Source organism: Corynebacterium sp. CNCTC7651 (assembly GCF_021496665.1).
In the GTDB taxonomy this organism is placed as follows: domain Bacteria; phylum Actinomycetota; class Actinomycetes; order Mycobacteriales; family Mycobacteriaceae; genus Corynebacterium.
The window spans coordinates 42,129-67,587 of the sequence record NZ_CP071246.1; the positions used below are offsets into that span (position 1 = coordinate 42,129).

General features: G+C 64.2%; 17 protein-coding genes. 9 read left to right on the forward strand and 8 right to left on the reverse strand.

The window, feature by feature from the left end; translation table 11 throughout:
• Positions 1–131 precede the first annotated feature (131 nt).
• From JZY91_RS00215 to JZY91_RS00230, 4 genes are all read left to right on the forward strand, one after another.
• A complete protein-coding gene (locus JZY91_RS00215) occupies positions 132–1,400 on the forward strand; it encodes a Na/Pi symporter (protein ID WP_234948009.1) in 1,269 nt (422 codons plus the stop codon).
• 18 nt (positions 1,401–1,418) lie between these two features.
• Positions 1,419–1,745, forward strand: coding sequence for a hypothetical protein (locus tag JZY91_RS00220; protein WP_234948010.1), 327 nt, complete (start codon positions 1,419–1,421; stop codon positions 1,743–1,745).
• Positions 1,745–2,668 carry a substrate-binding domain-containing protein gene (locus JZY91_RS00225; RefSeq protein ID WP_234948011.1) on the forward strand — a complete coding sequence of 308 codons (924 nt, stop codon included), beginning with the start codon at positions 1,745–1,747 and terminating at the stop codon, positions 2,666–2,668. The genes JZY91_RS00220 and JZY91_RS00225 overlap by 1 nt, the downstream gene beginning before the upstream one ends.
• A gap of 69 nt (positions 2,669–2,737) precedes the next feature.
• The gene (locus JZY91_RS00230; protein WP_234948012.1) at positions 2,738–3,106 is read left to right on the forward strand and encodes a hypothetical protein; all 369 of its coding nucleotides are present in this window, start codon (positions 2,738–2,740) and stop codon (positions 3,104–3,106) included.
• Here JZY91_RS00230 and JZY91_RS00235 read toward each other — a convergent pair.
• Genes JZY91_RS00235 through JZY91_RS00260 form a run of 6 tightly spaced genes read right to left on the reverse strand, consistent with a single transcriptional unit; the run spans position 3,103 to position 9,036 of the window.
• Positions 3,103–3,432, reverse strand: coding sequence for a Na+/H+ antiporter subunit G (locus tag JZY91_RS00235; RefSeq protein WP_234948013.1), 330 nt, complete (start codon positions 3,430–3,432; stop codon positions 3,103–3,105). The genes JZY91_RS00230 and JZY91_RS00235 overlap by 4 nt on opposite strands.
• Entirely contained in the window at positions 3,432–3,710 is a 279-nt protein-coding gene (locus JZY91_RS00240) for a cation:proton antiporter (RefSeq protein WP_234948014.1), read from the reverse strand. Before JZY91_RS00240 ends, JZY91_RS00235 begins: the two co-directional genes overlap by 1 nt.
• On the reverse strand, positions 3,711–4,136 hold the full coding sequence (locus JZY91_RS00245) for a monovalent cation/H+ antiporter subunit E (protein ID WP_234948015.1): 426 nt from the start codon (positions 4,134–4,136) through the stop codon (positions 3,711–3,713). It lies immediately after the preceding gene.
• Positions 4,137–5,660: a monovalent cation/H+ antiporter subunit D family protein gene (locus JZY91_RS00250; protein WP_234948016.1), complete on the reverse strand. Its 1,524-nt coding sequence runs from the start codon at positions 5,658–5,660 to the stop codon at positions 4,137–4,139.
• Positions 5,657–6,121: a sodium:proton antiporter gene (locus tag JZY91_RS00255; protein ID WP_234948017.1), complete on the reverse strand. Its 465-nt coding sequence runs from the start codon at positions 6,119–6,121 to the stop codon at positions 5,657–5,659. The genes JZY91_RS00250 and JZY91_RS00255 overlap by 4 nt, the downstream gene beginning before the upstream one ends.
• Before the next feature lie 2 nt (positions 6,122–6,123).
• On the reverse strand, positions 6,124–9,036 hold the full coding sequence (locus JZY91_RS00260) for a DUF4040 family protein (RefSeq protein ID WP_234948018.1): 2,913 nt from the start codon (positions 9,034–9,036) through the stop codon (positions 6,124–6,126).
• A 240-nt stretch (positions 9,037–9,276) separates the two neighbouring features.
• Between JZY91_RS00260 and JZY91_RS00265 the strand changes: the two genes are divergently transcribed.
• The 3 genes from JZY91_RS00265 to JZY91_RS00275 all read left to right on the forward strand — a co-directional run bounded on the left by JZY91_RS00265 (position 9,277) and on the right by JZY91_RS00275 (position 19,110).
• Complete coding sequence (locus JZY91_RS00265; protein ID WP_234948019.1) at positions 9,277–10,602, forward strand: hypothetical protein; 1,326 nt, start codon at positions 9,277–9,279, stop codon at positions 10,600–10,602.
• Between the two features lie 369 nt (positions 10,603–10,971).
• Positions 10,972–11,802: an adhesin domain containing protein gene (locus JZY91_RS00270; RefSeq protein ID WP_234948020.1), complete on the forward strand. Its 831-nt coding sequence runs from the start codon at positions 10,972–10,974 to the stop codon at positions 11,800–11,802.
• 273 nt (positions 11,803–12,075) lie between these two features.
• Positions 12,076–19,110 carry a G5 domain-containing protein gene (locus JZY91_RS00275; RefSeq protein ID WP_234948021.1) on the forward strand — a complete coding sequence of 2,345 codons (7,035 nt, stop codon included), beginning with the start codon at positions 12,076–12,078 and terminating at the stop codon, positions 19,108–19,110.
• Between the two features lie 78 nt (positions 19,111–19,188).
• On the opposite strand, the gene JZY91_RS00280 is transcribed toward JZY91_RS00275, so the two are convergent.
• Positions 19,189–19,932, reverse strand: coding sequence for a hypothetical protein (locus JZY91_RS00280; protein WP_234948022.1), 744 nt, complete (start codon positions 19,930–19,932; stop codon positions 19,189–19,191).
• A 112-nt stretch (positions 19,933–20,044) separates the two neighbouring features.
• On the opposite strand from JZY91_RS00280, the gene JZY91_RS00285 reads away from it, so the two are divergent.
• Positions 20,045–20,629 carry a YdhK family protein gene (locus JZY91_RS00285; protein ID WP_234948023.1) on the forward strand — a complete coding sequence of 195 codons (585 nt, stop codon included), beginning with the start codon at positions 20,045–20,047 and terminating at the stop codon, positions 20,627–20,629.
• 199 nt (positions 20,630–20,828) lie between these two features.
• Positions 20,829–23,990 (forward strand): alkaline phosphatase, encoded by a 3,162-nt coding sequence (locus tag JZY91_RS00290; RefSeq protein ID WP_234948024.1) that lies wholly within the window; start codon positions 20,829–20,831, stop codon positions 23,988–23,990.
• Between the two features lie 141 nt (positions 23,991–24,131).
• Here the strand turns inward: JZY91_RS00290 and JZY91_RS00295 are convergent, their stop codons facing one another.
• Complete coding sequence (locus JZY91_RS00295; RefSeq protein WP_234948025.1) at positions 24,132–24,980, reverse strand: hypothetical protein; 849 nt, start codon at positions 24,978–24,980, stop codon at positions 24,132–24,134.
• Positions 24,981–25,459: the final 479 nt, after the last annotated feature.

Consider the following 25,459-nt stretch of genomic DNA (forward strand, 5'->3'; position numbering starts at 1 on the left):
TGGCTGGGTTTTTCCTGTTTAAGTTCTCCGAACGTTCACCTCCGGGCCACCGAATCATCATCTCTTTCCCGTAATGTCTCGCGTACCTGTGCCTGGCACGCGGGCGCACGATCAGATGAGGTTGGGTGAGCATGAGTAAAGATACTGGCGGGTCGACCGCCGTTCGTTTGGAAGACAACGTGGAGCAGCAAAGCTCCGACTCGGACTTTGAGAAGCAGTTCGAGGAAGAAAAGAAGGATCCATTGGGCTTCCTGCCGTTCACCGGCACCGCGAAGTCCGTCGCTGAGTGGGTAGCGGTCGCCCTCGCAGTGTGGCTGCTTCTTAACGGTGTGGGCATGATCGGCGACGGCTTCAAGATGGCCGCCGGCGACCAGGCCAAGCAGCTGTTCGCGTTCGCCGAGAACCCGTTCGTGGGTCTGGCGATCGGTATTATCACCACCGCAATTATCCAGTCCTCTTCGACCACCACGTCGATTGTGGTGGGCATGCTCGCCGGCGGCCTCCCGCTGGAGATCGCGGTGCCGATGCTCTTCGGCGCCAACATCGGTACCTCGGTGACGTCCACGCTGGTTGCGGTGGGTCTGGCCGGCAACAAGCGCCAGTTCCGCAACGCGTTCTCCATGGCGACGGTGCACGACTTCTTCAACCTCCTCGCGCTACTGATCTTCTTCCCGCTGGAGCTGTTCTTCGGCGTGCTGTCCAAGTCGGCGCAGGCAATCGCGCCGTCCTTGTCCGGCCAGGGCGACAACCCGGTGGCCAGCGTGTTCAACGTGGTGGGCGACTTCATTGACACCATCACCGAGCCGCTGGTGAGCTTGGCGACGGGCCTCGTCGAGCCGCTTGGCAACGTGTGGGGCGGCGTCATCCTCGCTGTGCTGGGTATCGTGCTCATCCTGGTGTCCATCAGCTTCATCGGTAACCTGCTCAACGCCCTGCTGGTGGGCCGCGCGCAGGAGATCCTTCACGCAGCGCTGGGCCGCGGCGTGTTCACCGGTGTGCTCTCCGGTGCGCTGATCACCGCGATTGTGCAGTCCTCTTCCACCACCACCGCGCTTGCTGTGCCGCTGGCCGGCTCCGGCAAGTTCAAGGTGCGCGAGCTGTTCCCGTTCGTGGTCGGCGCAAACATCGGTACCACCATCACCGGCCTGATCGCGGCGTTCTCCGCGTCCGGTGTGGAGGCAGAGGCCGCTATGACCGGTGCGCTGGTGCACACCATGTTCAACCTCTTCTCCGCGATTGTCATCCTGGGTATCCCGTTCCTGCGTGAACTGCCGCCCACCGGCTCGGACTGGCTGGCCAAGATGGCGGACCGCAACAAGATCTACGTCTTCGTCTGGGTCGCCGGCGTGTTCTTCGTCATCCCGATCCTGGCCGTGATCATCTCCAACGCCCTGTCCTAAAGAAAGCGAGTACAAGCCATGACTAATCCGAACATGCACCTCGACCCGACGGACCCGGACTTCGACCTCGGTCCGCTCGCGGCAGAGCTGATCAACAATGAGGCCCCGGATGCGGCGCTGGAGGCGCTGCTCAACGAGCTGGAGGAAACCGCCGCTGAGCTGCGCACCGAGCTGGAGGCCCGCCAGGGTGCCCGCACTGAGGCGAAGCGGTCCCACCTCACCCCGGAGCAGGAGGCGGAGCTTCAGAACGTGCCGCACTACATGGCCACCAACAAGGGCAGCTGGATGAACCTGTTCAAGCTGCTGCGCGAGTTCCGTACCGAGATGCGGGAGGGCGGCAAGTAATGAAGCGCATTTACGCCGCCCTGCCGCTCGCGGCAGCCATGCTGCTCACCGGTTGCTCCACTGAATCCAAACCGGCTGGAGACGGTGTTATTGACATCACCGGTTCCGCCACCGTGGAGCCGATCACCCGCTTCATCGCGGAGCGCACCGACACCCCGGTCAACCTCACCTCCGAGGGCTCCACCGACGGTTTCCAGGTGTTCTGCAAGGGCGAATCCGACATCAACGATTCCTCCGTGGCCATCCCGGCCGAGGACCAGAAGCTCTGCGCGGATAACAAGGTGGAGTTCATCGAGCTGCCGATCGCACTCGACGCGATCACGCTGGTGAAGAACGACCAGAACACCTGGGCGCAGGACCTCACCATCGACCAGCTGCGCGAGATCTGGTCCGCCGAGTCCTCCGTGTCCAAGTGGTCCGACCTGGACCCGAGCTGGCCGGATGAGGAAATTGTGCTCTACGGTCGCCCGGAGGGTTCCGGTACCCTCGGCGTGTTCACGGCCACCGTGCTGGACGGCGAGAAGATCCGCGAGGACTACAAGGCTACGGATGACATCGACGAGCTCTCCGGCTGGATCGCCGACGACGTCAACGGCCTGGGCTTCATGGGCGTGGGCAACTACCTGGCCACCGAGGGCTCCATCCGCGACCGCATCGGCAACGTGTCCGTCGACGGTGTTGCCCCGGGCCGCGAGGAGACCCAGTCCGGCGAGTACCCGCTGTCCCGCCCGCTGTTCATCTACGTGAGCAAGAAGTCGGCTGAGGCGGAGACCGTGGAGACGTTCGTCACCGAGTACCTCAACCGCGTCGAGGCCGCGCTGCCGCGCGTGTTCTTCTACCAGCTGCCGGAGGAGGATTACACCGCTGCCAAGGAGCGTTTTGAGAAGCGCACCGTGGGCGCGGATGATCGCTGGCAGGGTTAGTTCGAGCGGACGTCGATAAGCAAAAAGCCCCTTCGGGGGCTTTTCTTCTGCGGTGGGTAGGGTGGAGGTATGACAACTTTCAAGAAAACCTCTGCCCTGACCGCAACTGTGCTCGTTTCCGGCGCGCTACTCGCCGGCTGCGGTTCCAGCGAGTGGGACGGTACGTGGACCGGCGACATCACCGCCACCAACGCTGAGACCGGGGGCGGCACGGCAACCGTGACCGTCAAGGGCGGCGATTGCTCCTGGACCATGACGGAGACCACCGGCGAAACCAACGACGCCAAGTGCAAGCAGTCCGGCGAAGACTTCAAGCTCGCCGACCCGCTGACGGGCCAGGACCTGAAGTACACCGGCCAGGTGACCAACGACACGCTGACACTGACCCCGCAGAACGACGCCGCGGAGAAGGTCGGCGTGATGGTGCTGCAGCGCTAGTGGTTGGCGTTAGTGTCCAGCTTGTCGGTGACGGTGACGCCGTAGATGGAGCGGCCCATGACGAAGCTGCCGACGGAGCCGATGATCCACACGCCGGCGACAGCGATCACCGCCATGAGGAACTCGCCCAGCCGGAACCCGTAGGTGCCCCAGGAGTAGATGAGCTTGGCTAGAACGAGCGTGGGGAATGCGAGGCACACGAGTGGGCCGAGCAGGTTCGCGCGGGTCAGCGCGTCCGGCGCGCGCAGCTGCAACAGCACGGTGGCCACAACGTAGACGGTGGAGATGACCACCAGCGCGACGACGATGATTTCCAGGACAGTCATTAGCGGCGCCCCCTCGAGATAATGCGGGCCATGGAGATGGTGGGAATGACGCCGCAGACCAGGGCGGCGAGGATGGCGACGTCGTAGCCGATCATGGTCTCGCGCACCAGCGTCCAGACCAGGAAGATGGCGATCATGGCGTAGAACACGAAGTCCGCCATCACGGCGCGCGAGAGTTCGTCGCGCGTCAGAATCACTGCGCCGAGGCCAATCAACAGCGCGGCGGCCATGATGATCATGCAGACGGCCATCACGGTTTCAAATGGGGTGGCAAACATTTAGTCCATCCTCTCTGCCGGCGGGACGTGGGCCGCAGTCGGCGCGCCGTGGTCCTTGTACGGCTCCCAGGCGACGCTAGCAGCGTCGAACGGAATTGCCTTGACCTTGGGGTTGACGTGCTCCTCCATGTCGGCCAGACCCTCGATCACGTCGACTGGGTCCGCGCCGAACGCGGCCTGCACAATCAGCACCTCGGCGGCATCGTCCGCCGTGCGGTGGCGCAGACCCACGGACAGGGTGCCGGGGGTGACGGTGATGGAGGTGGAGAACCAGAAGATCTCCCAGTCCGTCTTCAGGCGCAGCGGGTAGTAGATGATCACGGGTTCAAGCCCCGTCCTTGGCTTGAACGCGGCGACCACGGCCGCCCAACCCGCTACGAAGATCTCTTTGATGATCCACAGCGTGTACTTCATCGCGTGCAGCATTTAACGTCCTCCCTGGTACACGCCCACGGCGTCGGTGCCCAGCACGGCCGTGGTGTACTGGTCCACGTTCAGCAACGCGTCGGCGCCGCTGGTGGTGATGCCCCACATCTGCCCGGCAAAGATGAACATTGCCAGGGACAGGAGCATCATGCTTAACGACGGCAGCAAATACGGCCACCGCACATTCAACGCAGCCGGGTAGTGCTGCATCGGGCGGCCCCAGAAGACCTTGCGCCAGACGCGCATCATGGACAGCAACGCGCCGAAGGACGCGACGATGATGGTGCCGATGACTACCCACGACGTGACGTCGCTAGGCTTCGCCGCGGCGAGCATGATGGTCACCTTGCCGAAGAGGCCGGAGAACGGCGGGAAGCCCACGATGGAGAACGCGCCGGCCACGAACACGGCCGAAGTGATCGGGTCGCGCCGGGCGAGGCCGGAAAGCTTGCTCATGGTGCCGGTGCCGTAGGTTTCCTCGATCGCGCCGGAGTTCAGCGTGAGCGCGCCGACGGTGATCATGTGGTGCAGCGTGTACAACAGGCCCGCGGCGAGCGCGTAACGGGCTTGCTCGCCGCCCCCGCCGGTGAAGGCGAGCATGACCAGGATGAACGGCATGCCGTTGACCATCTGGTACGCCAGCACGCGGCGGATGGTGCTTTCCGCCAGACCGGCGAAGCCGCCGATGAGCATGGAGATGACCATGATGACGATGATCAGGGTGTTCCACCGCTCATCCATGTCGAAGACGACCACCCAGATGCGGTAGAGCATGTACACCGCCACCTTGGTGTGCAGGCCCGAGAAGAGCCCCATGACGGCCGCGGAGGTGGAGGGGTAGGTGCGCGGCAGCCAGGTGTGCACCGGGAAGACACCGGCCTTCGCCGCGATGGCGATGACCACAATGCCCATCGCCACCGTCACCGGGCCGTTGCCGGCGGCGGCGCCGCGCAGGGCCGCGATGTTCACGGCCCCGGCCACGCCGTAGACGTAGCCGACGCCGAGCACCAGAAGCGTAGAGGCCGCCAGGTTCACCAGCACGAAGGCGCGGGCGGACAGGAGGCGGTGGCGGGTACCCGTCATGGCGATCAGGCCGTAGGAGGGCAGGAGCATGACCTCGATCATGACGAAGAAGTTGAACAGGTCCGCGGTGAGCAGCGCGCCGGAGACACCGGTGATAAGCACCAGCGTCAGGGGCGTGAAGTAGCGGGCCTGCGTCTCGCCGGCCACGATGGCAAACCAGTTGGATGTGAGCGCCACGATCATGGTGGTGACCAGCATGATGGCGGAGAATTGGTCGCCGGCAAAGGAGATGCCCACGCCGGCTTGGTAGCCGCCGACGGTGTGGCTGATCGTGCCGTGCTCGCCGGTGTAGAGGTACAGCCAAACACCGCCGGCGAGGTTGATGGCCGGGATGATGATTGAAAGTGCGTCGTTGAGCGCCTTGCTCGGGGAAAGCGCCGTGACGGCGGAGATGATCAGCGGGAGCGCGACGAAGATGGGCAGGATTGCGTCTGCGGTCATCGTTCGGTCACCTCCAGGGAGCGGTCAACGGTCTCAAGGACTTCCATGTCGTGGATGGCGCGCAGCTTGCGCGGGTTGAGGCGGGCGGTGCGCCCGGCGGTGGACAGGGCGGACGGGGAGAGCTCCATGTGGCTGTAGCCGGAGTCGGTGCCGGTGGGCTGATCCTTCGTGTCGTCGTCCTTGCCCAAGGATGCGAGCATGAGCAGGATGGTCGTGGTTGCCATCGCAATCACGATGGCGGTGAGCACGAACGCCTGCGGCAGCGGGTCGGACATGTCTTCCAGCGCGGTGCGGGAGGGGAACGCCTCGCCGCGCCACGCGCCTACTCCCGCGGCGAGCAGGGTGAGGTTGGCGGCGTGGCCGAACAGGGACATGCCGAACACCACGCGCACCATGCCGCGTTGCATGACCAGGTACACGGAGCCGGCGGTTAGGACTGCGATTGTCAGTGCCATCACCATGGTTAATCAAGCTCCTTCGACAGGACGGATCGGGGGGCCTCGGCCGGGTTGAGCGGTGACGGGTGGGCATCCACGGCATTTTCGGGGTGCTCCGGCTCGGGGACGTTGGGCAGCGGGTTTTCTGCCTCGCTGCGGGTGTACACCAGCTCCGAGACCTCCGCGCCGGGGCGCAGGTAGCCGCCGAGGGAGTTGATGGCCTGGGTGACCATGCCAACCACGCACATGTAAATGCCGGCGTCGAAGATCATGGCCGTGGTGAAGTGCTGGCCCAGGATTTCTCCGTAGATGGAGTACATGAAGCCGCCCTCGATCAGGCCCAGGAAGCCGGACGAGATGGCGACGATGATGCCCCAGCCGATCAGGCGCACCGGGGTCTTCTCGTTGACCACGGTGGTGTCCGCGCCGCGGGAGAGGTAGTTCAGCGCGAAGCCGGTGGCAAGCACAAGTGCTGCGACGAAGCCGCCGCCGGGGGCGTTGTGGGCGCGGAAGAAGATGACCACGGAGAGCACTACCAGGACCGGCAGCACCATCGCGGCGGCCTTGCGCAGGGGCAGGGTGTTGAACTGGGATTGGCCGAACGGGCGCGGGCGGGTGCCGGCCTCGAACTTGTGGCGCGGCATGGAGGACGTCACCGCCATGATCACCACCGCGGCCATGCCCAGCACGGACAGCTCGCCCAGGGTGTCAAAGCCACGGAACTCCACGATAATCACGGCCACGATGTTGTCCGCGTGCGTTTCCAACCCGCCCTCGGTGAGGAACCACAACGCCAGCTCGGAGCGCTCGCGGCGGCCCAGCAGGCTCCACACGCCTAGGAAAGCGGTGATGCCGGCCAGGGCGGCGAACACCGTCGCGGTGACCTGCCTGCGCTTCGGAGTCTCCGGGAACATGCGCGGCTGGAAGCGCAGCACCATGAGCATGACCACGACGGTGAGCGCCTCCACCAAGAACTGGGTCAGCGCCACGTCCGGCGCGCCCAGCATGAACATCTGCAGCGTCATGCCCACGCCCACGGTGCCCAACAGCACGGTGGTGGCCAGGCGGGAGCGCGTGCGGCACATGCCCACCACCGAGGCGGCGATGATGGCGAACGGGATGAGGTCCCACCACACGTCGATGCCTTCCGCGCGCGGGGCGAGCGGCACGCCGTCCACGCCGTCTGTCAGCAGCGCCGTGGACAGGCCAAGCGCGACTACCAGGAAGAACAGCGGGAACAGGTGGCGCGACGGGTTGAAACCGTCCGCGATGGAGCCCAAGTGCTTGCCGACGCTCGTAGCAGTACGGTTCACCTCACTCAGGATCTCGTTGCCGTTGGTGGGCAGAAGCTCCTTGTTCTCCACGCGAGCGAAGAAGGGCTTGCGGGCGAAGAGCACGAAGAGGATGCCGGCGGCCAGCACGATCATGGAGACGATGAACGGGGCGTTCACGCCGTGGAAGATGTGCAGCTCGGCTTCGTACGCCTCCCCGGTGATGGCGGTGACGCCGTTGGACACCAGGTTGCCTACCCGCGGGAGCATGAACGGCACGACGGCGGACATCAAGCCCGGCAGCGCCGCCGGCAGCCAGAGGCTCACCGGGGCCTCGTGCACGTGCGACATGTCCTTCGGGCCGTCCACGAACGCGCCGAAAACAATCTTGGCGGAGTAGAGGAAGGTGAGAAACGCCGCGATACCGGCAACCACCAACAGGATCATGCCCTGCGGGTTGTCTTGCAGCGCGGCAAGGATGGATTCCTTGGACACGAAGCCGAACAGCGGAGGCACCGCGGCCATGGATGCCGCGGCGACGACGGTGGAGGCGAAGGTGAACGGCATCTTGTTGTACAGCGGGCCCAGGCGGCGGATGTCGCGGGAGCCGGCCTCGTGGTCCACCACGCCGATGAGCATGAACAGCGAGGACTTGAACAGGGCGTGCGCAAGCGTGTGCGTCAACGCCGCGGCCAGGGCAACGGGGGTTCCCACGCCTATGGCGGCGACGATCCAGCCCAGGTGGGACACGGTGGAGTACGCCGTGAGGTGCTTCAGGTCCGTCTTGGTAATGGCGAAGGTGGCGGACATCAGTGCCGTGAACAGGCCGGTGATAATCAGCAGCCAGTTCCACTCGGGGGTCGCAGCAAAGACCGTCGAAAAGCGGAGCAGCAGGTACACGCCCGCCTTGACCACGGCGGCGGCGTGGAGGAACGCGGAGACCGGGGTGGCCGCGGCCATTGCCTCGGGCAGCCAGAAGTGGAAGGGGAACTGCGCGGCCTTGGTGAAGGCGGACAGCGCGATGAGCACAGCCAAGCCGGTGACCAGCTTGGAATCCTGCGCCCAGAAATCGGCCGCCAGGATGCCGGACAGCGAGGTGGTGCCTGCCTGCACCGCCGCGATGGCCAGTGCGGTGAGCAGCGTCAGCCCGCCGAAGAAGGTGAGGATCAGCGTGCGGTAGGAGCCGGCCTCGCCCGAGGAGCCGGAGCGCGCGATGAGCATGAAGGACGCGATGGAGACGAGCTCCCAGCCAATGAAGAGCAGCACCACGTCGTTGGCCAGCACCAGTAGCAGCACTGACAGGGTGAACGCCGTCATGATGGTGTAGAAGCTCGTGTTGCCTTCGCGCTTTGGCAGGTAAGCGGCGGAATACAGCATCACTACACCGCCGATGGTCAGCGCCAGCAGCGCGAAGAAGATGCTCAGCCCGTCCGCGCGCAGCGCAACGTTGACAGCCGCGCCGGTGCCCAGCACATCCCGGGCCCATTCGAAGCCCCATTCCAGCACACCCCCTTGCCTAATGGTGGGGTACTTGGACGCAAGCACTCCCGCGGCGGCGAAGAACACCAGCGCGATGGGGTAGCCTGCGGCGCGGTCCATGACGCGCACGAGCGGAGGCGAAAGCACCACTGTTAACGCCACAAGCCCGACGGCGAGGGGAAGTGTCATGGGAATCCTCTTTAGGTCGCTTCGTCTCTACAGCAGCGTTTTCGACACTAGCAGGTCAAATGGCGGGCAGTACTCACGTGAAATCCAGCTCGCCCCAATGCAATCCGCACAATTCGGGCAGGCGGTGCGTCCTACCAGGAAAATGTGGTGACGGGTGTTAAATGCTGTGGCATGGCATCGGGCAACAGTCTGCGGGTAGTGTGCGCCGTTTTGGCGTTGGTTGTCGGCGCACTTTTACCGATGTCCCCGGCGAGCACGTGGGCCAACCTTGCGGCCGACGCAGAGGTCTCGGGCGCCCCCCAGTTAGGCGCGGAGAACCTGGGCGAGGCCCGCCGCGCCGCCGGCGACGCAGGCCAGCAGGCGGCGCTGCTCAAGGTGGGCGCAGGCCAGCTCGCCTCAGGCGTGGGGGAGGCGGAGGCGCAGGTGCAGCAGCTTATCTCCGCCATCTCCGCCGCCCAAGCCGGCGCCCAGCAGCTGTCTGCCGGCATGGTGGAACTGCAGGCCGGCACCGGCCAACTTGGCAGCGGCGCAACCGAGTTGGCGGACGCGATTGGGCAAGTGGTTGAGCAGGTCACCAGTTTTGAGGCGGTGCGCGGGCAGATCCTCGCGGCAATTGACCGCACACTTACCGGCTTAGAGGACGCGCAGGACCCGGACGCGCTCGCTGCCCGAGACTCCCTCCACGCTTTGCGGGAGCAGGTTGTCACCGCCCAGCTCCCGCCCGATGTTGCGGATCGCCTGCACCAGCTTCGGGACGGTTCCCGCCAGCTGGCGAACCAGCTCGCCGTGCCGGGGTACGCGTACCACGACGGTATATATACAGCCACTAACGGCGCCGCCGACCTTGCCGCCGGGTTGAGTGAGCTGTATGCGCAAACCAGCCAGGCCACCGAGGGCGTGGGCGAACTTGTTGCCGGCGTGCAGCAAATCGACCGGATGTCTCAGCTGAACAACGACAAAGTCGCGGCTGTTCGCGCGGCGCTGCCCGTGCCCGTGGCCGCCCCGAGCGCCGCGGACAGCACCGACGGTGCGGCCGCGACGCGCTCAACCCTCGCGCCCGTTGCTGCGATGTTGCTTGCGGCGATGACGGTGTTCAGCGGCACGGCGCTCGCATCTGTCCTCACCTTTGGCGCCCGCCGGTGGATCTTGCCCCTTGGGGCGCTCACCGTCGCCGCCGCCGGCACGGTCTTGGCTGGGGTGATAGGGACGGGGCTAGGTGCGCAGCAGTACGCCGTCGCGTTCGCAGCACTGCTCCTCGGCACCCTTGCTTCGGCGGGACTCGCGGGTGTGCTCACGCGGTGGCTCGGTACTGGTGCTGGCTTCGGCCTCGCCGGGGTTTTCGCCCTTGCGCAGACCGGCCTTGTGGGGTGGGTGTGGCGCACTGCCACGACCGCGCAGGTGGACACGCTGTGGGTGAGCCTGTCGCAGGCGGCGCCGATGCACTGGGCGACGACGGCGGTTTCTGCTGCGTGCAACGGTGGCGACTACCAGGGCATTGTCTCCGCCCTGCTGCTGAGTGCGCTGCTCGCCGCCGCGGGGCTGGCGGGTGCGCGCGGGCGCGGTTAAACAGCGCTTCTGGAGTATTGCGGGGAGTGTTGGTGCGCCCCGTCCCACCGGTGTGTCTGAGTCCACATTCCTTCTGATTGTGACCGGCATCATAGTGTCGGTTCACGCTTCCTCGACCTCTATTTGTGCTGGTGTGCTCTAGCTGGGCTTATGTCCGTGCGCGGCAAGGCGGGGCGGGAGGTGGTGGCCAAAAGGGGTCCGTGCTGGCCTTTGCGGGCCTCTGCCGGGCGAGGAAAAGAAATATGATCTTTTAATCGATGTGAATAAACGGTAGACTAATGCCGTTTAACAATGAGATTAATGCGCTCAAAATGTGCGGAGTGCCCAAATGGTTGAGGGCGGCTCTGCGAAAATTCCTAAGGAGTATCAATGACTAATTCTACCCAGCGAGGGCGCAAGCCCCGCCGTTCGGGCGTTGCTGCGGCATCCGCTGTTTCTTTGGCGCTCGGCGCTTTCAGTGTTGTGGGCCCGGGGCCCCTCGCCTCTGCACAAGAGTCCCTGACCGGCGGTATCCGAGGCGCCGACGGCTCCAAGGTGATCAACACAGGCAAACAACTCGAGTCTGACCTGGATGCGGGGTCGTGTCTGGTCATGTCAGAGACGGGGTCGCGAAAGGGAAGCCAGGCGGGTTTCAGCTGGGACAGGCTTGAGCCGTCCAACGCTACCACCAACACACGCACCTGGGGCGTGTCCGTCGCCTTCGATAACTCGCAGGACCGCACGTTTGCTTACTGGGAGTGGAGTAGCGCCAGTCTAAATACGGCTCCCGTCACGCTTGGATCCGTGCCGGCAGCGCCTGCCGGGGAACCCCTGGGGACGGACGTCGCAGCATCCGACCGGGCCAACGAAAAACTTGAGATTACCGATGGCCCCCAAATTACCTACGGGTTGAAGTCGGCTCTCTCAGAGGCGGAGGTAGAGAAATTCGCCCAGGCTGGGGCGGACTCTCGCGTGCGTTACGTGTGGAAAGACCAGTACACCAGAGACAAAAATTTTAACAGCAGGCTCCAAGCCACGACCAATTCATTTTTCATTGCCCTGGTCAACCCGTGGCCGAACGAGAACAACGAATGCAACCCCATCAAAGTGGATTGGGATAGCATCCAGCAACACGTGATTGTGCCGGGTGAGGAGACCAAGGTCGGCCACATTGACGTCCCTGAACTCTCGGACGGCAGCTACCAAGGTCGGCCACATTGACGTCCCTGAACTCTCGGACGGCAGCTTCGACAAGGCCTCGCTGTCCCGCATGGTTGTGGAGGCCTATGACGGCAACGGCGAGTACATCGCTTCCAGCGACACCTCCGCTTCGGGCGGTGACAAGCAGCTGCTGCGTGTCGACGACAACGGTGACATCTACTACACCTGGCCCGAATACCGCGGAACTGGACTGGCGGCCGATAAAAACGTGCAGTTCTCCGTCGTGGCGCGTTTATTGGCCCTTATGCCAAAGCTTTCGACAGCTCAAATTCGTTGCCGCGCTACAGCACGGCGAATGAGATCAGCAGAAACACCATCTCGCTCGACGACACGGAGTACCACGACCCGCAGTACGACAAGCGCGAGAAAACATTCACTTCCGGCATCGAGGCTGACGGCAGTCTGACGGATCAGCCGCAGCAGGTCGTGTTCAAGCAGGTCCCGGACTTGATCGCGGACCTGGTGAAAGATAAAGGCGCCGGTGGCTTCAATGCCAAGGTTCAACTGGACGAGCGATACGTTTTCGCGGGCTGGACCGCCGAGATGGATCCGGCGACCTACGATGTCACCGTCACCGCTCCCGCGAATGCTGAGCCCGGTACCTTCGCGCAGCCGAGGGTCGTCGTGGAGTACTCGAACGGCTCGAAGGATGAGCTGAGCCTCCTCGTGATCGTTGATCCGAACAACACCCAGGTCACTGATTTGGTGCGCCCGGGCCTCTCCAAGGGCAAGGTGACTGATCCCATCACCGCCCAGATCGCTCTGAAGCCCATTATGAAGGGCTACAAGGCGGTCCACCCGGCGAAGTATGAGGTTGACCCGGCCACTGTTCCGGCCGGCTGGACCGTGACCGTCGACAACACGGGCAAGGTCACCGCAGTTGCTGACGAATCCGTTGCGCCGGGTTCCGTCATCACGCCGAAGATAACGGCGACCTACCCGGACGGCACCGACGACGTGGTCGAGCCCCAGTTCCAGGCAATCGTGGACGTCAAGATTCCCGATTACGACACGGTGACCAACAAGCCGAACTCCGACGTCACGTTGACACCTGCGATCCCTGAGCGCGGTCTCAGCGGTAACACCACCGACGAGGCTCCGCAGCGCTACACCTTCGAAGACGGCACGACTACGCTCACCCATACGGATGACAGCGGCACGTGGACGCTCAAGATCAACGAGAGCACGGGTGTTATCACCACGACGATTCCGAAGACAGCGCCCGAAGGCTACGTCCTGAACGTTCCGGTTCTCGCGCACTATGAGCAGGAGAAGCCGCAGAAGGTGAAGGGCACCATCGTCGTCATTAAGGGCGACCTTGCTCCCGTCTACTCTGTGGAGACCACCGGTCCGGGCAAGGCAGTCAACCATCAGATCGCGGATGCGCCGGAAGGTTCGACGTTCTCCTTCGGCAAGAACCCTGACGGCTCGCCGATCACCGAGATGACAACCGAAGACGGCTGGATGTACACGATCGACCCGACAACCGGTGTCGTCTCATCCACCCCGCCGGCTGACGCCAAGCCGGGCGACAAGAACACCGCAACCGTCAGAGTTGAAACCGTGGAAGGTTCGGTCGCCCAGGTTCCCGTCACCACCGTGGTGAAGCTGACCAACAGCTGGGAGGCTGAACCCGCCTACCCGGTCGAAACGGTCTACCCCGGTGACACGGCAACGCTGCCAGTCACCCTGAATAAGCCGGACAGCGTGAAGGTTGCAGCAGACAACCCCTACGAGTTGGGTGCTGTTCCCGATGGTTGGACTGTCAGCATCGACAACGACGGCAAGATCACTGCAACCGCACCGGCGGATGCCGAGCCGGGCAGCACGGTTGAGATTCCCGTCACGGTGACCTACGAAGATGGCTCGAAGGACACCGTTAAGGCCGTCGTGAATGTCGTCGATGTTCCGACACGCCCGGTGCCGTTCGGAGTGGAGTACGTCTACGACGACACAATTCCTGCCGGCGAGTACAAGACTGTCACCAAGGGTGTGGCAGGTGAAGAGAAGCAGAAGCGTGACGGCACGTGGGAGCAAACCACCGCGCCGACCAACGAAGTCGTGCACGTCGGCACCAAGCCGGCCACTGCCGCCAAGGATGTGACCTGGACAGCACCGATTCCGTACAGCACCACCACCCGCCCGAACCCGGCGCTCGCTCCGGGTGAGACGAAGGTCGTCCAGCAGGGCGTGAACGGTGAGCGCACCTACACCGCAAAGTTCACTGCCACCGGCGACCAAGCGTCGGTCGTCGAGTCCGAGGACACCAAGCAACCGGTCGAGGAGATCATCGAGTACGGGCCGCGCCTCGACGACCAGGAACTGGTCACCGAGACGACTCGCAAGATTCCGTTCGAGACCACCATCGTCTACGACAACACGCTCGAGGCGGGTACTCAGGTCGTCGATACGCAGGGCGTTGTCGGCGAGGAGAAGGTCACGAGCACGCAGAAGCTTGTCGACGGCAAGCCCTCCGGCGAACCGGTGGTCACGACCACCACGGTGACGCCGAAGCAGGATGCTGTGATCCGCGTGGGCACTAAAACCGAGGGTGCGAACACCGTCGAGCACACTGAGCCGGTGCCGTATGAGACGAAGGTTGAGTACGACCCGAACCTGCCGGCTGGCACCTACGAGGTTGTGACGCCGGGTAAGGCTGGCGAGAAGACCGTCACGGTCACCCAGACCATCGTCAACAGCCAGGTCACTGACACGAAGCGTGAAGAGAACGTCACCACGCAGCCGGTGACTGAGGTGATCAAGGTCGGCACGAAGCAGGCCACCGCGACCGACAAGGTGGAGTGGACTGAGCCGATTCCGTTCTCGACGGTCGTGCGCCCGAACTCGGACCTGAAGCCGGGTGAGGTCAAGACTGTCCAGAAGGGTAAGAACGGCGAGGCGAAGTACACCGCGACGTTTGAGGGAACCAATGGCCAGGCGACGGTGACCGAGTCGAAGGATCGCACCGAGCCGACCGATCGAATCATTGAGTACGGTCCGACGATTGCGGATCAGACCCTGACGTCGACGACGACGAACCCGGTGCCGTTCAATACGACGTTCGTGGCGGATCCGAACTTGCCGGCGGGTCAGCAGGTCGTCGACAAGCAGGGCGAGAACGGTGTGGACACCGTGACTGCGACGCAGGAGATCAAGGACGGCAAGCCGGTCGGTGAGCCGAAGATCACCACGCAGCGCACGAAGGAGCCTGTCGACGCTGTCGTGCGCGTGGGCACGAAGACCGAGGGCCAGACCGTCAACACGTACGAAGCGGCGATTCCGTTCCCGGTTCGTGTGGTCTACGACCCGAACCTTGCTCCGGGCGAGTCCAAGGTGACCCAGGAGGGTAAGCCGGGCACGAAGAAGGTCACGATCACCCAGCCTGTGGTCAACTCTGCGCCGAACGGCGAGGCGACTGTTGCCGAGGAGACGGTGACGGAGCCGACTGAGCAGATTGTGACCGTCGGTACGAAGCCGGATGAGGCGACCAACACGGTCACGTGGACGGCGCAGGTTCCGTACGGCACTGTCGTGCGCCCGAACCCGGATCTGAAGCCGGGCGAGGTGAAGACTGTCCAGGAGGGCGAGTACGGCGAGAAGAAGTTCACCGCCGACTTCTCTTCTGTGGGATCCGGTTCCAAGGTGGACACCAAGGAGGAGCAGACCAAGGCGCCGAAGGACCAGATCATTGAGTACGGTCCGACGATCGATGATCAGACGCTGAAGTCTGAGACCACGCGTCCGATCGAGTTTGAGACCGAGTATGTCCTCGACGACACGCTGCCGGCCGGTGAGCAAGTAGTGAAGCAGCAGGGTGAGAACGGCGAGGAGAAGATCACCTCCACCCAGGAGATCAAGGACGGCAAGCCGGTTGGCGAGCCGAAGATCACCACCGAGGTGACCAAGCCGGCCAAGAAGGCGATCATCCGCGTCGGTACGAAGCCGGCTACCACGACGTCGACGGCGACGACGACTGCAACCACGACGGAGAAGTCGACGGCGATCGAGACGACCCGCGTTGAGGTCCCAACGACGATCACGACGGCGGTGCCGACGACAGTCACGTCTGTGACGACCGCCCAGGGCACCCCGACTACGGTTACGGAAAAGACTTCGGTTCCCACAACGATCACCACCACTGTGCCGACCACGGTGAAGGAGACGTCGACTGCGACCGCCACCACGACGGAGAAGTCGACGACCACCGAGACGACTCGGGTCGATGTTCCGACGACGATCACGACGACGTTGACGTCGACGGAGAAGTCGACGACCACGGTGGAGGGTACGCCGACGACGTTGACGACCACGAAGGAAGTCCCGACGACGATCACCACAACGGTTCCAACTACGGTGCCGACCACGGTTCCGACGACCGTGACTCCGCCGCTGACTACCGTTAGGGAGACAACTACTGCTGTCGCCACGACAACGGTCAAGGAAATTCCGGACACCGGTTCTGAGACAGTAAGGCTGCCTTTCACCACCAAGATCATCTTCGATCCGACTCTGGAACCGGGTCAGGAGGTCGAGGATGTCAAGGGCGTCGATGGCGAGGTAACCGTATCCTTCACCAACGGGGAGGTCTCGGCTCAGACAACCAAGGAGCCGGTCCAGCGCGTTATTCGCGTCGGCAGCAAGCCGGCAGACGACGTCGAGTGGACCGAGGAAACTCCGTATGCCGTGAAGGTTGAAGAGGACCCGAACCTCGAGGCCGGCAAGTACGTAGTTGCTCAGCAGGGCAGGCCCGGCCAGGTCATCCACAAGACTGATGGCACCACCGAGGAGATCAAGCCGGTGGAGCACATCATCAAGGTGGGCACCAAGGGCGTTGCCCCGATCAAGAAGTCCACTGAAGTTGAGACCCCGTTCCCGGTCCGAATTGTCTACGACCCGAACCTGGCACCTGGCCAGTCTAAGGTGACTCAGGAAGGTAAGCCGGGCAAGAAGCGGGTGACCGTTTCCCAGAACGTGGTCGATGGCAACCCTGTGGGTGAAGCGACCGTGACTGAGGAGGTCATTGAGGCGCCGGAGGAGCAGATCGTCACGGTCGGCATCAAGCCGGCAGAGGCTTCCTACAAGACGGAATGGGTTGCGCCGCTGCCGTACGACACGATCGTGCGTCCGAACACTGATCTGAAGCCTGGTGAGATCAAGACTGTCCAAAAGGGCGAGTTCGGTGAGAAGAAGTTCACCGCCGACTTCTCCGTAGCTGACGGCAACTCCACGGAGTCCACGAAGGAGGAGGTAACCAAGGAACCGGTCCAGCAGATCATCGAGTACGGCCCGACGATCGCTGACCAGACCCTGAAGACCGTTGAGTCTCACCTGCTGCCGTACGAAACAGAGTTTGTTCTCGATGACACTCTGCCTGCTGGAACCCAGAAGGTTGAGCAGCAGGGTCAGAACGGTCTGGAGACCATCACGTCCACCCAGGAGTTCAAGGACGGTAAGCCAGTCGGTGAGCCGAAGATGACCCGGGACACCCAGGAGCCGAAGAAGGCCATCATCCGCGTGGGCACCAAGCCGGTGACCACCACGGCCACCACCACGGCAACTGAGCCTGCTCCGACCACGGTCAAGGAGACCGAAAAGGTCACTGAGACGGCTACCACAACGGAGACGGTCACAGTCACGAGCGTTGTTCCGCAGTCGACGACCACTGTCACGGAGCCGACCACTGTGGTTAAGCCGACGACGGTTGTATCCACGGAAACAAAGGAAGTTCCGACAACGGTCACTGTGCCGACCACTGTTTTTGTGCCTACCACGGTCGAGGGTGTGGCGACGACGATCACCGAGACCAAGGATGTCCCGGTGACGTCCCTGGTTCCGACTACGGTGACAAATACCACTACGGTCACGAATGCCGTTCCGACGACGGTGACCAACAACGTCACCACCACCGCGACCCAGACCGTCGTAAGCGAGAAGGATCCTGAGGTCCACGTCAACGGCTCCACGATCGAGTACTGGCAGACCAAGGGCAAGTCGATCGCCATCGAGATCCGCGACGAGAAGGTGAAGGGTGACTCTCTGAAGTTCCGTCTACCGGACGGTATCGCTGATGCCAAGCTGGATGACGGTGGCCGCAAGCTGACCCTGCCGGGAAAGGGCTTCTACACCGTGGACAATGAGGGCACGGTGACCTTCACGCCGGAGCCGGACTTTACGGGCGACGTCCCGGTGGTGCAGATCGACTACACCCGCACGGATCGCGCCAATGTCGTCACGCCGATTACGGTGATCGGTCACTACAACGACTGCGGCTGCAAGACTCCGAAGCCGTCTACTCCGGAGAGCAGCACGCCGGAGTCCAGCACGCCGGAATCTTCCACGCCGCAGACGTCGGTTGCGCAGTCGAGTGAGCCGAGCCCGACGACCAACCCCGCGGAGCCTTCCTCTCCGCAGAGCCCGTCCAACCCGGAGCCGAACCAGCCGTCGAACCCGAACCCGGTTGACCCGTCGGTTGATCCGGAGCCGTCCGCCCCGTCTTCGGTGGAGTCCTCCAATCCGGAGCCGAGCCAGCCGTCCAACCCGAGCCACCCGGGTGAGCCGTCGACGCCGAAGTCGCCGACCTCGTCCGCACCTACGTCGGAGTCGAAGCCGTCCGCGACGGTGACCACGACGGTTGACGGCAAGGTGACCACGACGGTTGTGCCGGCTACACCGGTTGTGACCACCATCAACGGCACGCCGACGACGGTCACCACTCCGGTGGCTCCGACGGCAACCACGACGAGTGGGAAGCCGACGGGTGGTCTGTCCACCGTCGCTACGCCGACGGCGATTCCGACGGACACCCCGGACGCAGCCGAGGTTGTGGAGCGCTGTGTGCAGAACGCGGTCCAGTCGCCGCTGCTGTACCTGATCCCGCTCAGCTTGCTGGGCTACGGCCTCAACGAGGTTGCGGGTCCGGTGATTCAGCAGGCAGCGGCTCCGTACCAGGATGCGCTGAACCGGATCAACGGCCAGCTCAACGCGCGTGCGAACGAGATCGCCCGCCAGTACCTGCCGGAGGATCCGTTCGGTCTGGGCCGCGTGGGCAACGAGTTCAACCGTCGCCTGTGGGAGAACCAGGACTTCGCCCGCATTGCGAACCAGGTGAACGACATCAACGCGCAGGCCGCTCGCCTGGCCGCCCAGTACCAGCCGCAGCTGGAGATGGCGGGTAAGGCCGCCGGTGCGATCTTGGCCGTCACCGCAGCTGGCGCCGTGATGTATGACTGGTGCTCCAACGAGCCGGGTCAGGCTTGGACCGCGATCGGTACCGATCAGTGGGCCAACCTGGCTAACCGCAACAAGTAGGCGGTAGCGCGGCAAAAGCCGCCACTCACCTGTGAAATACGGGAGGGTGGCGGCTTTTCGTCGTAAAGCAAGAAAGCCCTAGAACGGGAGCTTGATGCCCAGCTTCGGAAGCGCGGTGAACACGCCGAACAGGGCAACCAGCACGCCGATTACGGCGCTGGCCACCTTGTCGAAGTTGCTCGGCGCGGAGCTGAGCTTGGAGGAAAGGTCGAGGGTGCTTGCGGTGGCGGCCTCGGGGTAGGCGACCGCGGTGCTGGTCTTCAGCCGGCACGCCTCCTTGGCCTGGCGCTCCGCCTTGTCGAATGCCGCTTGGCGCTTGGCCACGTCGCCGGAAGGGGTGGCAAGCCACGCGGCGGTGAGCTTGGTCAGGGTGTCGGCATCGGCGGTGGAGTCCTTGGCGAGCTGGAAGGTGGCGTCGGGCACCGCGGAGGTCTCGGTCTTGGGATCCGCCTCGACGCGGTAGTTGTGGGTGTAGTCCCGGCCCTCGAGGGTGATCTTGTCCGTGGGCGAGGTGGCGGCAAAGGTGGCGCGGGCCTGCTCGTAGGTGGCCTTCACACCCTCGGGGAGCGCGGCGGGGTCCTTCGCGGCGTTGGGGTAGACCGTCTCGACGGCTCTGATGATGTCGCGGGCGTGTTCGTGGTCGCCGAGTTTCTTGGAATCGTCGAAAAGCGTGTAGCCGAAGGCCTGCTCCGCCTTGCTCAGCGTGACCTTGCACGTGTTGTCCGCGGCGCGCGGGCCGATGGTCGCGGCGTGCGCGGGGGCGAGGGCGGTCGCGGCGATGGTTGCGGTGGCGGCAGTGGCGATGATGCGACGGGTGGACATTGGGCTCCCTTCAGTAGGTGGGTGGAACGTGTCACATTGGATGGTGCCTGGGGGCGTGTTGCGGGAGCGTTAACGCGGGGAAGGGGTGGGGAGGTGGTGGTAGAACGGGGGTATGACAAAGATTCGAACCATTGCCATGGTCGCTGCGGCGGCGGCCGCGTCCGTTATTGGTATTGCTGGGTGTGCGTCGGAAAGCGCGGAGCCGTCCACCCCGGTGACCGGCACCAGCGTCCCGGGCGGGGAGGGCCACGGCGGGCACGGCGGGCACGACCACCCCGAGGACGGCGGCCCAGCTCCGGAGGGTATCGAGGAGGCGGCGGACCCGAAGTTCCCGGTGGGCACCGAGGTGATCCTGACCGCGGACCACATGCCGGGCATGGAAGGTGCGCCCGCGACCATCAGCGGCGCGTTCAAGACCTACACCTACGCCGTCACCTACACGCCAACCGATGGCGGCGAGCCGGTGGTCAACCACAAGTGGGTGGTGCAGGAGGAGCTGGAGGGCGCGGGCACGCAGCGGCTTGCCGACGGCGCAACCGCAGTCATCCTGGCCGAGCACATGAGCGGGATGAAGGGTGCAGAGGCGACTATCGAGTCCTCCACGGACGAGACGGTGTACATGGTGGACATCGACACCCCGGACATGACCATGAAGCGCCACAAGTGGGTCGTGGAGAGCGAGATCCAGCCGAAGTAGGGGCGGTTCACAGCCATTTCTAGTCTTAATGGAAAACGTTTCACACAAGAGTGGTGAATCTAATGGGTTCTAGCTGGGATGTTAAATTCGCCGTTTGTTGTTAACTTAACTGTAAATTGCTGGCAACACCCTGGGCTTAGCGTTCGCGTTGGTTGATAGACCACTCAACGCCTCCTCCTCATGCTCAAAGGACAGCTTCATGCGCTTCTCTACTAAGGCAGCAGCTTCCATCGTCAGCGTCTCCGCGCTGGCGCTGGCCAACCTGCCGGTTGCGGCCGCACAGACCGCCACCTTCGACAACAAGGACACCTGCTACTCCATTGACGCTCAGGGCAACGTCCGCGCACCCCAGCCGGGCGACTGCACCCAGTTTGGCAAGGGCGGCCCGGGCAACTCCGCCGCCAAGGCTAAGAACGTCATCTTCATCCTGGGCGACGGCATGGGCCACCAGGAGATCACCGCAGCCCGCAACTACCTCAAGGGTGCGAACGGCCGCTTCGAGGGCCTGGACGAGCTGACCGCGGCCGGTGCGTACACCACCTTCGCCATCGGCAAGGACGGCAAGCGCCAGTACGTGACCGACTCCGCGGCATCCGCAACCGGCTGGGCTTCAGGTGTCAAGACCTACAACGGTGCGCTGGGCGTGGACATCGCGGGCAAGCCGCACGAGAACCTGATCGAGATGGCGAAGAACGCGGGCATGCGCACCGGTAACGTCACCACCTCCGAGATCCAGGACGCCACCCCGGGTGCCTTGGGTTCCCACATCTCCCAGCGCGGCTTCTACGCGCCGTCCGGCGAGAAGAAGGTTGTTGGCAGCGAAGAGGCCCGTGAGAACGGCGGCCTCGGCTCCATCTCAGAGCAGATCATTGACACCCGCGCAGACGTCACCCTGGGCGGCGGCCGCAAGTACTTCAACACCGAGGTCAAGGGCGGCGGCGAGAACCGCAACCCGTTCCTGGTGAACAAGAACGACGGCGGCAAGGACTGGGAGGCCGGCAAGACGGTCCGCGAGAACGCCATCGCCAAGGGCTTCCAGGTCGTTGACGATAAGGCTGGCCTCGCCGCCATCACCAAGGCGGACCAGGACACCCCGGTGCTGGGCCTGTTCCACGACGGCAACATGACCCGCCGCTTCGAGCAGACCGTCCCGGGCGACGCTGCGACCCAGGAGGAGCAGCAGTGCAAGGTAGTGGATACCGGCAATGAGCCGACCGCTGCAGAGATGACCAAGAAGGCCATCGAGCTGCTGGACGACAAGGCTTCTGACAAGGGCTTCTTCCTGCAGGTTGAATCCGCCTCCATCGACAAGGCTGACCACGCCGCTGACGCCTGCGGCCTGATCGGCGAGACCGAGCAGATCGACGAAGTGATTAAGGTAGCGCTCGACTTCGCTAAGGCGGACGGCAACACCCTCGTCGTGGTCACCGCAGACCACGCCCACACCGCTGAGATCGTGCCGGACAACCGCAAGAACGTCTCCCCGGTGACCCGCCTGCGTTCCCTTAAGGAAGACGCGATCATGGCTGTCGCCTTCGGCACCCAGACCTCGCCGAGCATCTCCCAGCAGCACACCGGCACCCAGGTCCGCATCGCGGGCTACGGCCCGGGCTCCGAGAACGTCAACGGCCAGATCGACCAGACCGACGCCTTCTACGTCATGGCGAACGCCCTGGGCCTCAACGGCGGCACCAAGGGCGGCCAGGAAGCTTGGGCTGTGAACGACGGCAAGGGCATGAACCTGGCTAACCGTCGTGAAGCAAAGCCCGGCGACCAGCTCTGCTACCTCGTGTCCAAGGACGCTGCTCCGAAGGTCGGCGACTGTGCTCAGTTCGGCTCCCAGGGCCAGCAGATTGACAACCGCAAGGCGAAGAACGTTGTGGTCATGATCGGCGACGGCACCGGCGACTCCGAGCTCACCATGGCCCGCAACTACCTCCACGGCTCCCACGGCCGCATGGCTGGCCTGGACAACCTGGAGTACACCGGCTACCAGACCACCTTCGCACTGAACAAGGAGACCGGCCTGCCGGATTACGTCACCGACTCCGCCGCGTCCGGCACCGGCTGGAACTCCGGCGTCAAGACCTACAACGGCGCTGTCGGCGTGGACGTGAAGGGCAAGCCGGTGGCAACGCTCGGCGAGATTGCCAAGGCAAACGGCCTGAAGATCGGTAACGTCACCACCTCCGAGATCCAGGACGCCACCCCGGCTGCCTTCGCAGCGCACGCACTCAACCGCGGCTACTACGCGCCGTCTGGCGACACCAAGCCGGCCAAGGGTGAGCAGCTGCGCGAGAACGGCGGCCTCGGCTCCATCACCGAGCAGATCGTTGACCTGCGCGCGGACGTCACCCTCGGCGGCGGCGCGAAGTACTTCGATGCCAAGGTTGTCCAGGGCGGCAAGTGGGGCGAGAACACCTGGAAGAAGGGCACCACCGTCCTCGAGAACGCTAAGGCGAACGGCTACCAGGTTGTGACCAACGCCGCCGAGCTCGATGCTCTCACTGTGGCGAACAGCGATCAGCCGGTCCTGGGCCTCTTCGCGCCGGGCAACATGCCGCGCGCGATGAAGAAGACCATTCCGACGGTTGACGGCGCGCTAAAGGAAGCCACCAAGTGCGAGGTCAACCCGGCCTTCACCGCTGAGACCCCGCGCCTGGCAGCGATGACCACCAAGGCGCTCGAGCTGCTCCAGAACGACAAGGGCTTCGTGCTCCAGGTTGAGTCCGCATCCCCGGACAAGGCAGACCACGACGCTGACGCCTGCGGTGTCATCGGCGAGGTTGACCAGCTCGACGAGGCCGTCAAGGCTGTGCAGGACTGGGTTGCCAAGACTGGCGAAGAGACCCTGATCATCGCCACCGCCGATCACGCCCACACCGCGCAGATCACCTACAACGGCACCCAGACCGCGGGCCGCACCACCAAGCTGATCACCGCCGACGGCTCCGACATGACCATCAACTTCGCCAACGCGAAGTCCAACGATGACAAGGACGCGCTCGGCGGCCAGGCCCACACCGGTGCGCAGGTGCGCATCGCCGCCTCCGGCCCGGGTGCCGCGAACATCACCGGCCAGATCGACCAGACCGACATCTTCTTCGCCGTGACCAACGCACTTGGCATCGACGTTGCTAAGACCAAGGTCAACCTTGAGCCGCAGTTCAAGGATGGCTCCTCCGCAGGTTCCTCCGAGGGCTCTTCTGACGGTTCCTCGGACGGCTCCTCCAAGGCCGGCCTGGCTACCGCTGGTGTGCTCGCCGCCCTGGCTGCCGTCTTCGCCGCTGCTGGCTTCTTCTTCCAGGCTCAGATGCAGGCACTGGTGAACCAGTTCATGCAGATGCTGCCGAAGTTCTAAGCGCTAGCGCCGTACTAGGCGCTACGGCGTAACCGTGCCCGGGACCCGGGCGTGAACTGCAAAGAACCCGCGAGCCTCCCTTTCTGGGAGGTGCTCGCGGGTCCTTGCGTTTGGCCGTGTGCGCGCCGGGGCCGCCGCAGCTTAGAACGGCAGCTTGATGCCCAGCTTCGGTGCGGCAGCGATCAGGCCGATCAGCGCAGCCACCACGGAAATCACGGCACCGAGGACTACGTCGACGCGGTTGCCGCCGTCGGAACTCAGCTTGGAGGAGAGGTCGTTGGTGGGCAGCGGCTCGGTGACCACGTTGAGCGCGGGGAACTTCACCTGCGTCTCGCCCTTCGCGCACGCCATCCGGGCGTTGAACTGCGCCGTGTTGTAGTCGTGCCACTTCACGGCGCGCTTGCCCGAGGGCGTCTCCAACCACGCGTTGGTGAGCTGCTGGTGGAGGACGTTGTTCAAGGAAGCGTCGGCAAGCGGGAACTGCACCGGGGCCGGGCGCTGGGACTCACGCGCGTCGGCGGGGATGCGGTTGGGTTTGACTGCGGGTGCGGCCCTGAGCAGCGGAATTTTCGGGCTGAGATTGTCCCGGCCGATCTTGGCGTCGACGTACTGCGCGATCAGCGCGTCCGGCATACCCGCGGCCTTGAGCGCGTCCCGCTGCGTGTCGGTGAGCTTGACGGCGGCGAGCTCCGCGGCCGGCGTCTCCGGGGTGAGGTCCTTGACCAGCTCCTCGCCGATCGGCTTGGCGGTGGGGAACACCCGCTCAATCGCCAGCGCCTGGTCACCCATGAAACCCGTGGTGGGGTTGAGTTCGGGACCTTTCGCGAGCTCGGTGGCGTACGCCCGCTCGCCCGCGGTGAGCGTGAGGCTGCAGGTGTTGTCCGCAGCACGCGTGCCGACGGTCGCAGCCTGCGCCGGCGCTCCAACCCCTGCGAGAGCACAGAACGCGGCCGTGGTGGCTGCGGCGAGACGAATGCGGGACGTGGACATGTGGCCTCCTGGGAAACGGCTTGGGGGATTGGCTTGGGGATTGCCTTGGGGGATTGCCTACCTACTAGAACGGTGGGAGGCGCGCCGGGGTTACGGGTGGGTGCGCTGTCGCCCCCGGGTAGTAGCTTCGGCAGCGCCGCCGCCGCCCAGGCCGCCCCGCAGCGCAGCCGCACCCTCCCGCGTTGTGCGCTATGCCCGCGTTCTGCGCTATCACCATTGGCCAATAGCGCACAACAGAACCAGAACCACCCAATCCGGGCAGGACTCCAACCCGTTGTGCGCTTTCACCGCCAGCTAATAGCGCACAACGGGGAAATAGCGCGCACAAGCGCACAACGCGGCCATCCGGCTGGCCCCTGGCTCCGGAGATAGCACACTGTATGCAGCTCGAGCCGCCCTAACCCCTCCCATCCGCGCGTTGTGCGCTATCACCATTGGCCAATAGCGCACAACAGAACCAGAACCACCCAATCCGGGCC

Excerpts from the sequence above, each read along its gene's own strand:
- JZY91_RS00235 (WP_234948013.1), bottom strand. The coding sequence starts at position 3,432 with ATGACTGTCCTGGAAATCATCGTCGTCGCGCTGGTGGTCATCTCCACC.
- JZY91_RS00280 (WP_234948022.1), bottom strand. The coding sequence starts at position 19,932 with ATGTCCACCCGTCGCATCATCGCCACTGCCGCCACCGCAACCATCGCC.
- JZY91_RS00255 (WP_234948017.1), bottom strand. The coding sequence starts at position 6,121 with ATGGTGATGGCACTGACAATCGCAGTCCTAACCGCCGGCTCCGTGTAC.
- JZY91_RS00230 (WP_234948012.1), top strand. The coding sequence starts at position 2,738 with ATGACAACTTTCAAGAAAACCTCTGCCCTGACCGCAACTGTGCTCGTT.
- JZY91_RS00290 (WP_234948024.1), top strand. The coding sequence starts at position 20,829 with ATGCGCTTCTCTACTAAGGCAGCAGCTTCCATCGTCAGCGTCTCCGCG.
- JZY91_RS00260 (WP_234948018.1), bottom strand. The coding sequence starts at position 9,036 with ATGACACTTCCCCTCGCCGTCGGGCTTGTGGCGTTAACAGTGGTGCTT.
- JZY91_RS00270 (WP_234948020.1), top strand. The coding sequence starts at position 10,972 with ATGACTAATTCTACCCAGCGAGGGCGCAAGCCCCGCCGTTCGGGCGTT.
- JZY91_RS00220 (WP_234948010.1), top strand. The coding sequence starts at position 1,419 with ATGACTAATCCGAACATGCACCTCGACCCGACGGACCCGGACTTCGAC.
- JZY91_RS00215 (WP_234948009.1), top strand. The coding sequence starts at position 132 with ATGAGTAAAGATACTGGCGGGTCGACCGCCGTTCGTTTGGAAGACAAC.
- JZY91_RS00240 (WP_234948014.1), bottom strand. The coding sequence starts at position 3,710 with ATGTTTGCCACCCCATTTGAAACCGTGATGGCCGTCTGCATGATCATC.
- JZY91_RS00295 (WP_234948025.1), bottom strand. The coding sequence starts at position 24,980 with ATGTCCACGTCCCGCATTCGTCTCGCCGCAGCCACCACGGCCGCGTTC.
- JZY91_RS00250 (WP_234948016.1), bottom strand. The coding sequence starts at position 5,660 with ATGACCGCAGACGCAATCCTGCCCATCTTCGTCGCGCTCCCGCTGATC.
- JZY91_RS00265 (WP_234948019.1), top strand. The coding sequence starts at position 9,277 with ATGTCCCCGGCGAGCACGTGGGCCAACCTTGCGGCCGACGCAGAGGTC.
- JZY91_RS00245 (WP_234948015.1), bottom strand. The coding sequence starts at position 4,136 with ATGCTGCACGCGATGAAGTACACGCTGTGGATCATCAAAGAGATCTTC.
- JZY91_RS00285 (WP_234948023.1), top strand. The coding sequence starts at position 20,045 with ATGACAAAGATTCGAACCATTGCCATGGTCGCTGCGGCGGCGGCCGCG.
- JZY91_RS00225 (WP_234948011.1), top strand. The coding sequence starts at position 1,745 with ATGAAGCGCATTTACGCCGCCCTGCCGCTCGCGGCAGCCATGCTGCTC.